At 71.2% G+C, this 11,992-nt stretch carries 11 protein-coding genes; 4 read left to right on the forward strand and 7 right to left on the reverse strand.

The annotated features are described in order from the left end of the window. The first annotated feature begins 77 nt into the window (after positions 1 to 77). Complete coding sequence (locus AB0O28_RS27605) at positions 78 to 677, forward strand: TetR family transcriptional regulator (RefSeq protein WP_363645038.1); 600 nt, start codon at positions 78 to 80, stop codon at positions 675 to 677. 153 nt (positions 678 to 830) lie between these two features. Here AB0O28_RS27605 and AB0O28_RS27610 read toward each other — a convergent pair whose 3' ends face one another. From AB0O28_RS27610 to AB0O28_RS27620, 3 genes are all read right to left on the reverse strand, one after another. Beyond that, complete coding sequence (locus AB0O28_RS27610; protein ID WP_363645040.1) at positions 831 to 968, reverse strand: hypothetical protein; 138 nt, start codon at positions 966 to 968, stop codon at positions 831 to 833. Positions 969 to 1,132: 164 nt separating this feature from the next. Further along, positions 1,133 to 2,590 (reverse strand): arabinofuranosidase catalytic domain-containing protein, encoded by a 1,458-nt coding sequence (locus AB0O28_RS27615; protein WP_363645042.1) that lies wholly within the window; start codon positions 2,588 to 2,590, stop codon positions 1,133 to 1,135. A 302-nt stretch (positions 2,591 to 2,892) separates the two neighbouring features. Further along, a complete protein-coding gene (locus AB0O28_RS27620) occupies positions 2,893 to 4,365 on the reverse strand; it encodes a helix-turn-helix domain-containing protein (RefSeq protein WP_363645044.1) in 1,473 nt (490 codons plus the stop codon). 243 nt (positions 4,366 to 4,608) lie between these two features. Between AB0O28_RS27620 and aceA the strand changes: the two genes are divergently transcribed. Continuing rightward, complete coding sequence (aceA, locus tag AB0O28_RS27625) at positions 4,609 to 5,901, forward strand: isocitrate lyase (protein WP_363645046.1); 1,293 nt, start codon at positions 4,609 to 4,611, stop codon at positions 5,899 to 5,901. Between the two features lie 134 nt (positions 5,902 to 6,035). Here the strand turns inward: aceA and AB0O28_RS27630 are convergent, their stop codons facing one another. From AB0O28_RS27630 to AB0O28_RS27645, 4 genes are all read right to left on the reverse strand, one after another. Continuing rightward, entirely contained in the window at positions 6,036 to 6,839 is an 804-nt protein-coding gene (locus AB0O28_RS27630; RefSeq protein ID WP_363645048.1) for an ATP-binding cassette domain-containing protein, read from the reverse strand. Positions 6,840 to 6,884: 45 nt separating this feature from the next. Beyond that, on the reverse strand, positions 6,885 to 8,597 hold the full coding sequence (locus AB0O28_RS27635) for a serine/threonine-protein kinase (RefSeq protein WP_363645050.1): 1,713 nt from the start codon (positions 8,595 to 8,597) through the stop codon (positions 6,885 to 6,887). A 268-nt stretch (positions 8,598 to 8,865) separates the two neighbouring features. Continuing rightward, positions 8,866 to 9,582 (reverse strand): type 1 glutamine amidotransferase, encoded by a 717-nt coding sequence (locus AB0O28_RS27640; RefSeq protein WP_363645052.1) that lies wholly within the window; start codon positions 9,580 to 9,582, stop codon positions 8,866 to 8,868. 129 nt (positions 9,583 to 9,711) lie between these two features. After that, complete coding sequence (locus tag AB0O28_RS27645) at positions 9,712 to 10,692, reverse strand: alpha/beta hydrolase (protein ID WP_363645054.1); 981 nt, start codon at positions 10,690 to 10,692, stop codon at positions 9,712 to 9,714. Between the two features lie 116 nt (positions 10,693 to 10,808). On the opposite strand from AB0O28_RS27645, the gene AB0O28_RS27650 reads away from it, so the two are divergent. Both AB0O28_RS27650 and AB0O28_RS27655 read left to right on the forward strand, forming a co-directional pair. Beyond that, positions 10,809 to 11,195: a hypothetical protein gene (locus AB0O28_RS27650; protein WP_363645056.1), complete on the forward strand. Its 387-nt coding sequence runs from the start codon at positions 10,809 to 10,811 to the stop codon at positions 11,193 to 11,195. After that, entirely contained in the window at positions 11,192 to 11,992 is an 801-nt protein-coding gene (locus AB0O28_RS27655; protein WP_363645058.1) for an ABC-2 family transporter protein, read from the forward strand. Before AB0O28_RS27650 ends, AB0O28_RS27655 begins: the two co-directional genes overlap by 4 nt.

Here is an 11,992-nt window from a genome sequence, read left to right on the forward strand (position 1 = left end):
CTAGTTGGTGGCACGGTTCGGTATGCTGGGCGGAACCCACCCTGAGCCCCGTCCGCTCGCGAACCCGGAGGAAGCCGATGTCGCCGCGCAAAGACGCCAAGGACCCCACCGCCGCCACCAAGGCCGCCCTGCTGGAGGCCGCGCGGACGGAGTTCGCGGCGTACGGCGTGGCGGGCGCCCGGGTGGACCGCATCGCCGAGCGGGCCGGGGTCAACAAGGAGCGGATCTACGGGCACTTCGGCAGCAAGGAGAAGCTGTTCGACACCGTCATCAAGGCGGCGCTGGACGAGGTCGCCGCCGCGGTGGCGATGCCGGGCAAGGACCCGGCGGAGTACGTCGGCAACCTCTTCGACTTCTACTCCGCCCACCCCGACCTGGTACGCCTGCTGATGTGGGAGGCGCTGCACTACCGGGGTGAGGACGACCTGCTGCCCGGTCAGGAGCTGCGGGTGGACAAGTGCCGGTCGAAAACCGAATCCCTCGCCGAGGGTCTCGGCCGCGAGCCGGACGCCTCGGTCGCCCGGATGGTGTTCTCGCTGGTCGGCATGGCGATGTGGCCGAGTGTCATGCCGCAGCTCGCCCGGATCACGGTCGGCGAGGAGGCGGCGACCTCCGAGGGCCACGAGGCGCTGCGCGAGCATCTCGTGGCGTTCGTCCGCGCCGCCGTCGAGAAGTGACCCGCACCGCCAGGAACCGACGTCACCGGCTACCGGCAGGCGTAGAGGCGTCGCTGCGCCTGCTCCGCAGCGGCCACCCGCACATCCTGCAGGGTGCACACGCGAGGTCGGTGGCCCGAGAGAGTCCGATCGGCCGGCCTGACGGCCTTCGGCTCACGCGGGCGGCGTGACCGGGGACCGCAGGCCGAGCCACTGCTCGGCGCCCCAGGCTTCGAACCGCTCCACCTCGGTGAACCCCAGCTTCGCCGCGAGGCGCATCGAGGCGACGTTGGCGGTCTGGGTGGTGAGCACCACCGGCTCGCCGGGAGCTGACAGCCCGAGAGCCGCTGAACGCCGGCAGCCGGCACACCGGCGGAGGCCCGGCCCGGGGAGCCCGTGGCCCTGCCCAGGTGTCCGGACCTCCGCCCGGGGCGTTTCACCCGATCGCCCTCATGCGCCGAAACAGATGGCCGGAATCAGCTGCGCAGGGTCCACCGCTGGTTGGCCTGTCCATTGCAGGACCACAGGATGAGTTTCGTCCCGTTGGCGGTGCCGGCCGCGTTGGCGTCGAGGCACAGCCCGGACTGCACCCCGGTGATGGTGCCGTTGGAGTTGACGTTCCACTGCTGGTTGGCCTGGCCGTTGCAGTCCCAAATGATCACTTGGGTGCCGTTGGCGGTGCCCTGCCCGTAGGCGTCCAGACACTTGTTGCCGTACACCTGCAGACTCTTGCCCGAGGTGTAGGTGAACCGCTGGTTGGTACCGCTCCCGCAGTCCCACAGCTGCAGCTGAGTGCCGTTGGCGGTGCTGGAGTTCGGCACGTCGACACACCGGCCGGACTGGCCGCCCACGATCTGGACGCCCTGCTGCGGGTCTCCGCCGCCCGTCGGCGCGTAGCCGGCGGCGGCGATGTTCGCCTGTACGGCGTCCTCGGTGGCGGCGCTCGGATAGCCGGAGGTCAACACACCCTCGAAGAAGGTGCCGCGGCCGGAGACGCTGTTGTCGCCGCCGATGCCGAGCAGGATGGCGCCTTCCTTCTTCATCGGGTTGTAGCCGTTGGGGCGCCGTCCGTCGAAGTAGGTCGTCAGGCCGCCCGACTGCGCGTCCCCACCCCGGATGGCCCAGTGATTCGGCTCGCCCTTCACCATGGCCGTGACGAAACGGTGGTTTATGGGCGCGAGGTTGTTGTAGCCCGCGTTCACGCCGGAGAACAGTCCCCACTCCAAGTCGGCCATGATCCAGGGGCCGGCTCCGGACCCGTAGCCCCACTGCTTGTCGGCGCCGAAGTAGACCGTCTCCATGATGGCGGGGGAGTCGGCCTGGCCGTCCGTCTGCGCGTTGCCGTAGTCGAAGCAGCACCACTGGTTGTAGTGCGTGCCGTCGACGACGGCGTAGATGCCCTCGGGCTGGTCACCGGTCGCGACGCCGTTGGTGTTGTTGTTGCGATAGCCGGTGCCGGGCTCCACGCGGACACCGTACGCCTTCTGGCCGCCGATGGTGATCGGGGCCGCCTTCGCGTCGGCGAGGTTGTCCCATCCGCCCGGAGCGGGGCCCTTCCAGTAGCCGGGAGGTGCCTGGGTGAGGCGGTTGTTGCGGCCGGACTGGTCGTAGATGATCGTGATGAGGCACGTCGTGCCGGCGCAGAACGAGTCCTGCGCGGCCGCGTTGGCCACCCCGCCCGCGCTCAGCACGCCGATGTCGCGGGTGGTGTTGTCCGAGGCGCGCCGGACCTGGTACAGCGGGCCGTTGTAGGCGCCGTACAGAGCACGGGTCGTGCTGTGCGCCGCCACACACGGCGTCCCGCCCGCGGCGTAGATGTCACACGGCTGCGACGTCGCGGCCTGGGCTGCGGCACCCCCGACCAGGCACGTGGCGGCGATGAACGCGCTCGCCCCCGCCGCGAGCGCCCTTCTCAGGCTCCCGGAAAGCATCATTGCCTTCTTCTCTCGATCAGGAATCATGATCGGACGACGGCGAGACGGCAGGCCTGGCCAAGCAATGTTAGCGCTAACATCAGTCGGCGCCCGACACCGATTCGCGGTTTGACGGTAGTGCGGAGTCAATTGAACGAAGGTCCCGGCGTCAAGAGGAGAAATATGACGTCTCGGACGTCCGGGTGCCGTCGGCGCCCCGCCTGGGCTCTATCCGCCCCACGTACGCACCGGCGTGATGGGATGTCGTGAAACTTTCATGCGGGTGGTGAGCCGTCGCCCGCCTCACCCGGACCCCGGTCCGCTCAGTCCTGGGCGGCGTGGCGCTCCAGGAACGCGTACACGTCGGCCTCGTCGACGCCGGGGAACGACCCGGGCGGCAGTGCGGCCAGCACGTGGGAGTTGGCGCGCGCCGACGGCCAGGCGTAGCCCTCCCAGCGCTGCGCCAGCTCGGCCGGCGGGCGGCGGCAGCACTCGCCGTTCGGGCAGTTCGACTTGGTGCGGTGAGTGGTCTCCCGGCCCCGGAACCACCGCGACTCCCGGTACGGCACGCCGAGTGTGATCGCGAAGTCCTTCTCCTGCGACGGGTCCACGTGGGCGACGCAGAAGTACGTGCCGGTGGGCGAGTCGGAGTACTGGTAGTACAGCGAGAACCGGTCGGGCGACAGGAACACCTGGCGCCCCGACCACTGCTGGCACATCCGCTGGCCCTCGATCGCCCCCTGCTCGTCGGCGGGGAAGACGATCCCGTCGTTCTCGTACGCCTTGTAGATGATCCCGCCGGCGTCGTTGCGCACGAAGTGGCACACGAGGTCGAGATGGCGCGTGGCCAGGTTGGTGAACCGGTGCGCCGCCATCTCGTAGGACACCGCGAACACGTCACGCAGGTCCTCCACCGACAGCGCCTTGTCCTGCTTGGCCTCCCGCAGGTACGGCACGGCCGCCGCCTCGGGCACGAGGACGGCCGCGGCGAAGTAGTTGGCCTCCACCCGCTGGCGCAGGAAGTCGGCGAAGTCGCGCGGCTTGTGGTGCTGCAGCGCGATGTGCCCGAGGGTCTGGAGCAGCACGGTACGCGGCGTGTGCATGCCCAGCTGCTGGCGTTTGACGTAGATACGCCGGTTGCGCAGGTCGGTCACCGACCGCGCCGACCGCGGCAGGTCGGGCGCGGTGTGCACGGCGAACCCGAAGTGCGACACCAGCGCCTGGACGGTGCTCTCCGACAGCGCGCCGGTCCGGTAGCCGACGGCGGTCAACGCCTCGGCGGCGGCCTTCTCGATGTCCTCGAAGTAGTTGCCCAGCTCGCGTTGCCTGCGCCGCAGCTCGGCGTTGGCGGCGCGCGCCTCCTCCGGCGTGGCCGTGCCCTTCGCCTCCCTGGCCTTGAGCTCCTCGAACAGGCCGAGGATGTGTTCGAGCACGTCGTTGGGCACCCGCGAGGAGACCTTCAGCCGGCTCAGCCCGAGTCCCGCGTACAGCGGGTCGCGCTGCGCCTCCTCCAGGGCGATCTCGAGCTGGGCGCGCCGGTTCGGCGCCTGTCTGCGCAGCAGCTCCTCCACCGGCACGCTCAGCGCGGCGGCCAGCGACTTCAGCAGCGAGAGCTTGGGCTCGCGCTTGCCGTTCTCCAGCAGCGACAGCTGGCTGGGGGCACGCCCGACGCGCTCGCCGAGCTCGGTGAGCGTGAGACCGCGCTGCTTGCGCAGGTGCTTGAGCCGCTGACCGAAGGCCAGGAGATCGAGCTCGTGCGTCAAAGACAGCGGTTCTTCGCCCAGAACGGAGGTCATAATCCGATCTTATGCGGAAAATCAGCGCTTCTTCCAACCGGACGTGACCCACCTCGCACGGATTGGTCTAGTCCATAGCGAAAACTTGACGTTTCTTCACCCTTGAATACCCCCGAGTCTTACGAGAAGGAGAAAATCTGCCGTTCTTTCGATTGTGAGGCCTTGTGAGTGTCTTGATATCGACACAAACTCGGAAGCAAGCCCCAGGTGACGACAACGTACGCAACAAGGGAGTGACCGGAGATGTCGGATCGCCTCACCGCAGCCGTCCAGCGGCTGCAGCAGGACTGGGACAGCAATCCGCGGTGGACGAACGTCGAGCGGACCTACACGGCCGAGGACGTCATCCGCCTGCGCGGCTCCGTGCAGGAGGAGCACACGCTGGCCCGCCTCGGCGCCGAGCGCCTGTGGAGCCTGCTGCACCACGAGGACTACGTCCACGCGCTGGGCGCGCTGACCGGCAACCAGGCGGTCCAGCAGGTGAAGGCGGGCCTCAAGGCCGTCTACCTGTCCGGCTGGCAGGTGGCGGCCGACGCCAACCTCAGCGGTCACACCTATCCCGACCAGAGCCTCTACCCGGCCAACTCCGTCCCCACCGTGGTCCGCCGGATCAACAACGCGCTGCTCCGGGCCGACCAGATCAGCTGGGCGGAGGGCGACGAGGAGGCCCCGCACTGGCTGGCGCCCATCGTGGCCGACGCCGAGGCCGGCTTCGGCGGCGTGCTCAACGCGTTCGAGCTGATGAAGGCGATGATCGCGGCCGGCGCCGCGGGCGTGCACTGGGAGGACCAGCTCGCGTCCGAGAAGAAGTGCGGCCACCTCGGCGGCAAGGTGCTGATCCCCACCGGCCAGCACGTCAAGACTCTCAACGCGGCCCGCCTGGCGGCCGACGTGGCGGGCGTCCCCACCCTGGTCATCGCGCGGACCGACGCCCAGGCCGCGACGCTGCTCACCAGCGACGTGGACCCCCGCGACCGCGCCTTCTGCATCGGCGACCGCACCGCCGAGGGTTTCTACCGGGTCCGCAACGGCGTCGACGCCTGCATCGCCCGGGGCCTGGCCTACGCGCCGTACGCCGACCTGTTGTGGATGGAGACCTCCACGCCCGACCTCGACGTGGCGCGCGAGTTCGCCGACGCGATCAAGCGCGTGTATCCCGACCAGATGCTGGCCTACAACTGCTCGCCGTCGTTCAACTGGAAGCAGCACCTGGACGACGCGACGATCGCCAAGTTCCAGCGCGAGCTGGGCCACATGGGATACAAGTTCCAGTTCATCACCCTGGCCGGCTTCCACTCGCTGAACTACTCCATGTTCGACCTCGCCCGCGGCTACGCCGAGGAGGGCATGACGGCCTACGTCGGCCTCCAGGAGGCCGAGTTCGCCGCCGAACGGCTCGGCTACACCGCCACCCGCCACCAGCGCGAGGTCGGCACCGGATACTTCGACCTGGTCAGCACGGCCGTCGCGCCGGACTCCTCCACGACGGCCCTGAGCGGCTCGACAGAGGAGGCGCAGTTCGCCGGGGCTCGCTGAGCGGCGCCGGCGCACGGACACAGGTCGGACGATCGGGTCCCGCCGCCGATCCGCAGGTCACCCTCGGGGCTCTGACGAATCGGCGGCGGGGCCGCGACGCGGGCGAGCCCCGGGTCAGACACGGTCAGACGCGGTCAGACGCGGAGCGCGCGGGCATACCAGCGGCCGTCCAGCGAGTCGATGCGCAGACGACGGCCGAAGCAGTCGGACAGGTTCGGTCCTGTCAGCACCTCCTCGACGGGACCGGCGGTCAGGATGCGGGTGTCGCGCATCAGCAGGGCGTGCGTCGTGGTGGCCGGCACCTCCTCCAGGTGGTGCGTGACCATCACGGTGGTGAGCCCCTGCCGGGTGCGGGCCAGGTCCTCCAGCGCCTCGATCAGGTCCTCCCGCGCCGGCAGGTCGAGGCCGGCGAACGGCTCGTCGAGCAGCAGGATCGCCGGATCGGCCATCAGCGCCCTGGCCACCCGGACCCGAGCCCGCTCCCCCTGCGAGCACACCTGGAACCTGCGGTCGGCCAGGTCCTTGCAGCCGAGGTCGGCCAGCAGCCGGTGCGCCCGCTCCCGCTCCTCGTCGCCGTACCGGTCCCACAGCGGCGCGCTCGTCCCGGTGTGGCCGGTGAGCACGACGGTCAGCGCGGTCGCGCCCTCCTCCTCCAGCAGCGACTCGTCCACCAGACGCTGACTGGCCGCCACCAGGCCGATGGTCCGGCGCAGTTCCCGCAGGTCGACCCGGCCGAGCCGACGCCCGAGCACGGTGGCCGTGCCCGAACTCGGGTGGCGTACGGCGGCGGCGACCGAGAGCATCGTCGTCTTCCCGGCGCCGTTGGGGCCGAGGATCACCCAGTGCTGGCCGTGCTCCACCCGCCAGTCGGCCCCGGTCACCAGGGTCCGGCCGACCACGCGGACGGTCACGTCGTCGAGTTCGAGAGCTGCGTCCATGGACACACAGCATGGTGCATGAACGCACCCGCTCACGACGGCGTTTCAGGGGATGGACGGCGCCGGAGTGGCGACCACGCCCGGCGACTCGCCCACCGGGGACGGCGGAGTGGGGCTGGGCGGAGAAGACTCTCCGTCTCCCCACTGCGGCTCCCTGGTGATCCCCGGCGACGGGATCGGGGTATGGCCCTGTCCGGGATGTTCGGGATTCCCCGGCTGCCGGGTCTGTCCGGGCCGGACGGGCGGGGACGGCCGGGGCGAACGGCAGTCCCGCGGCCGCCCGGTGGCGCAGTCCCCCTTCGCCGGCGGGCGCCGGATCACCCCGGGGGGCGGCGACGGCGCCGAAGTGGTCCACGCGTCGTCCCGGGCCTCCGTCCCGGGCGGCGGCGTGGACGGTGCGGACGGCTGTGCGGACGGCGGCGCGGACGGTGGTGCGGGTGGCGGCATGGTCCGCGTGGCCGTCACCGTCACCCGGGGCCCGGCGCCGTCCGCGATGGGAACCACCGGCGGGCGGAAGGTGCCGAGCACGTCCTCGGGCGGCAGGGCGCTGTCCTCGCCGGGGACGGCCACGGGCAGCGCGGGCGGCGGATCCGCCGTGCTCTCCATGTGGGCCGAGCCGGCGCCCGCCGCGACCACGGTCACCGCGGCGATCGTCACGGTGGCGAGCGCCGCGAAACCCGCGTGGGACATCTGCGCCCCCGAACGCGCCGCACGGCGCCGCGCCGCCCTGCCCTGTGTCGACCTGCCCTGCGTCGACCTGCCCTGCGTCGATCGGCCCTGTGCCGGCCCCTGTGCCGATCCCTGTGCCGTCCCGCTCTCCGTACGCTGGCCGCGCACGGCCGCCCGGCCGGGCAGGGCGCCCGCCGGGTAGGACACGGGCTGCCAGATCTCGTCGAGCACGGCGGCGACCGCCCGCCGGGGATCGGCGGCCGCGTGGATCCCGCTCGCCGCGAGCAGGGAGGCCAGCAGCCGGGCCGCGTCCGGACGGCCGGCGGGGTCGCGCCGCAGCGCCGCCGCCACGCCGTCCCACAGCATCTTCGGCACGGCGTCGATCCGGGGCTCCTCGACCAGGATGCGCCGGGTGAGCACGTCGAGATCACCGGCGCCGAACGGATGCAGCCCGGTCGCCGCGAACGCGACCAGGCAGCCCCAGGAGAACACGTCCGAGGCGGGGACGGCGTGGTGACCCCGCAGCCGCTCGGGCGCGACCCAGCCGGGGCTGCCCATGATCTGCCCGGCCTGCGTGTGCGCCATCGCGACGTCCAGATCGCGAGCGATCCCGAAGTCGATGACGAACGGCCCGCGCGGCGACAGCAGCACGTTGCCGGGCTTCAGGTCCCGGTGGACCAGCCCGGCCTCGTGCGTGGCCACCAGCGCGGCGGCCGTGCCGAGGGCCACGCCGTACGCGAGGTCGGGGGTGAGCGGCCCCTGCGCGGCGACGACATGGGAGAGCGGGGGGCCGGGGACGTACTCGGTCACGAGATAGGGCCGCTCGCCGTCGAGACCGTCCTCGATGACGGCGGCCGTGCAGAACGGCACCACCCGCCGGGAGAGCGCGACCTCCTCGGCGAAGCGGGCCCGCAGCGTGGGGTCTCCCAGGTGCATCGGATGCGGTGTCTTCAGCGCGACGTATCCCCCGCCGGGATGCCCGGCCAGGTAGACCACGCCCATTCCGCCGCTGCCCAGCCGGCCGAGCAGTAGATAACGCCCGATGACGACCGGGTCGCCCACCGTCAGCGGGCGCACACCGGGAGGCATGCCGTTTCCGGGGGCCGTTCCGCCACGTGCCATACGGAAGCTACCTCTCTCGAAGTGCCGCACAGCCACTGTGGCCGTTTGGAACGCGCCACGCGCTCAAGTAGCGACAAGCGGCATGAGAGGTAAGGCCAATGCCACCGTTCGGTTAGGTCAGATCGAGAAACCGCAGGTCACATAGGTCTCATAAGCCCCAAAACGACCCGCGAACAGGCTGCGGCCAGGGCCGGACCGTCCGTCGCGGCGAACGCCGCGCGCCGGAACCACGACCCTAGGGTCGTCCCTCGCGGACCAAGGCGGCGAAGCGGGAGGCCGCCTCGCCCCAGGCCGCCCGCGAGAGCGCGTCGCCGGCCACGGCGGCGGCGTACAGCTCGTCGAGGTCGAGACCTCGCCTGCGGGTGTGCTCGACGTCCCACTGCCGGATGCGTTCTGGCCCCACCTCGGGGTGGAACTGCACACCCCAGGCGCGCTCGCCCAGCCGGAAGGCCTGATAGGGGCAGCGTCCGGTCTCGGCGAGCCAGACCGCGCCCGGCGGCAGGGCCGTGATGGCGTCGATGTGGTTCTCGATCGCCGGGACGGCGGCGGGCAGCCCGCCGAAGACCACGTCGTCCGCCGCCTCGGCGCGGACGGTGATGGACGTGCTGCCGTGCTCGGGCGCCCCGGCGTCGCCCTGGACCTTCCCGCCGCCGACCGAGGCCAGCATCTGCCCGCCGAGGCAGATGCCGAAGAACGGCACCGACCGGGCGAGTGCCTGCTCGACCAGAGCGCGGGCGGCCGGCAGCCAGGGCGCCCCGTCGTCGTCGTCCGGCAGGTAACCGCCCCCGAGTACGATCAGGCCGTCAAGCTCCAGCCGTGACGGCAGGGCGGACCCGTCGAAGGCCGCGACCACGTCGACGGCGACCCCGGCGGCGTCCAGCCATTCCCCGAACCGCCCAGGGCCTCCGTTCGCTGCGTTCTGTACGGCGAGCACACGCGGCGTTTCCGGCACGAGGCCCGACTCTACCGGCCCCGCCCGGCCTCGTCATCGGCTACGCGACGCCGCCCGAGCACGCGTACGGCAAGGACCTCGACGCGCTCATCCGCGCGTTGAGCGACGTCCGGTGAACCGCGGCCCCGATCAGGCGGCCTCGGCGCCGGAGGCGGAATGGCGGGCGTGGACGGCGTCGAGGAAGCGGGAGACGTGCTCGAAGAACAGGCGGCCCTCGGGGAGGACGTCGGCGAGGAGGGGGAAGATGTGCGGCATGCGGTTCCACTCCTCGTAGGTCACCTGCACGCCGTTCTCGCGGGCGCTGACGGCGACCCTGCGGGCCTCGTCGCGCAGGACCTCGGTGGAGCCGGTGACGATCATCAGCGGGGGGATGCCGGTGTAGTCGCCGTACACGGGGGACACCAGGGGGTCGAAGCAGTCGAGGCCGTCGGTCCATCGGCGGGCGAGCCAGTCGACGCGGCCCGCGGGGAGCATCGGGTCGGACCAGACGTTGGCGCGGCGGCGGCTGGAGCTGAGGTCGGTCCAGGGGGACAGACAGATCCCGGCTGCGGGGAGGGGCATGCCCCGGTCCCGGAGGGACAGCAGCGTGGCGAGGGTGAGATGACCTCCCGCGGAGTCTCCGGCCAGCACGATGTCCTGGGCGGCGTAGCCGAGGCCGAGCAGGCACTCGTACGCCCGGAGCGCGTCCGTCAGCGACTCGGCGAGGGAATGGACCGGCCCCTGGCGGTAGTCGAGGGAGAACACCGGGCGGCCGGTGGCGGCCGACAGCCGCCAGGTGATCGGCCGGTGGGTGGCCGGGGAGCAGACGAAGTAGGCCCCGCCGTGGAAGTAGAGCACCGCCTTGCCCTCGTCCAGGCCGGGCCCGCCGTGCACCCATTCCCCGGTGCACGAGCCGAATCCGTCTGGAACGATGGACACGTGCTTGGGGAGGATGCCGGAGACCCGCTCGCCGAGGCAGATGATGCGGCTGGCCATGGCCATGCCCGTGGTGTTGCGCACGAGGATCGTGGAGATCGGCTTCATGGTGCCGCGCAGGACCCCGTTGATCGCGGCAGCCTGCCAGCTGACCGGATATTCCGGACGGACGTCTACATTTAGATCATGGCCCATAAAAGCCTCCCAAAAGGGACATTCCCCGTTTGGTCATCCGTTCTATCGGTTGGCATGTTTCACCCCCCTTACAACCGTGTTACGAGAAGGTAACATCCGCAGGACATGAGGCATCCATGACTGGATATTCGGGGGCTCCGCCGCCCCGGAAGCTCGGCGTCAAGCCCGGCCACCGCGTGTTGCTGGTAAACGCTCCGCAAAATCTGCCGATCGACGGTCACGACAAGGACGACGGAAGTTCCGCGCCCTATGACGTGATCGTGATGTTCTGCCCCGACGAGGCCGCCCTGCGGTCCGGGTTCCCCCGGGCTCGCGAGCGCCTGGCCCGGAGCGGCGGCCTGTGGGTGAGCTGGCCCAAGAAGGCGAGCGGCGTCGCCACCATTCTGTCGGGCGACGTCGTCCGCGCCTTCGGGCTCGGCGAGGGCCTGGTGGACAACAAGGTGTGCGCCGTGGACGAGGTGTGGTCGGGGCTGCGGTTCGTCTACCGCCTCGCCGACCGTTGATCCCCGGCCACGGCGCCGCCGTCGCCCTCTATCCGCGGCTCGCCTGGTACGGCTTCCGCAGGCACGCGACCTACTGGGCCGCCGCGCTGGCCGGAGCCTTCACCAACACCGTCTTCGGGGTGCTGCGCGCGTACGTGCTGATCGCGCTGTGGCAGGCCCGGCCGGGGCTCGGCGGGTACGACCTCGCGGCGGCGGTGACCTTCACGTTCCTCACGCAGGCGTTCATCGGGCCCATGCAGCTGTTCGGCGGCGGCCTGGACCTGCCGCAGCGCATCCGCAGCGGCGACGTGGCGCTCGACCTGGTCCGCCCGGCGTCCCTGCAGGCCTGGTGCCTGTCGGAGGACCTGGGCCGGGCGGCGTACCTGTTCGCCGTCCGCGGCGCGCCGCCGGCTCTCGTCGGCGCCTCGCTGTTCGGCATCGTCGCCCCGCGCGCCCCGGCCGCGTTCCTCGCGAGCGTCGCCCTGGGCGTGGTCGTGAGCTTCGGGTGGAGGTACATCATCGCGCTGGCGACGTGCTGGATCATGGACGACCGGGGCCTCGCGACCCTGTCGATGGTGCTCACCACGTTCTTCAGCGGGCTCATGCTGCCCCTGACCATCTTCCCCGGGTGGTTCGGCGAACTCGCCCGCGCGCTGCCGTGGTCGGCGATGGCCCAGGTGCCGGCCGACGTCTACCTCGGCACGGCCGAGCCCGCCCGCGCCCTCGCCTTCCAGGCGCTGTGGGCCGCCGTCCTGCTGGCCCTGGGCGCGCTCATGACCGGCGCCGCCCGAAGGAAGGTCGTGATCCAGGGTGGCTGA

The organism is Microbispora sp. NPDC088329, assembly GCF_040685655.1.
In the GTDB taxonomy this organism is placed as follows: Bacteria; Actinomycetota; Actinomycetes; order Streptosporangiales; family Streptosporangiaceae; genus Microbispora.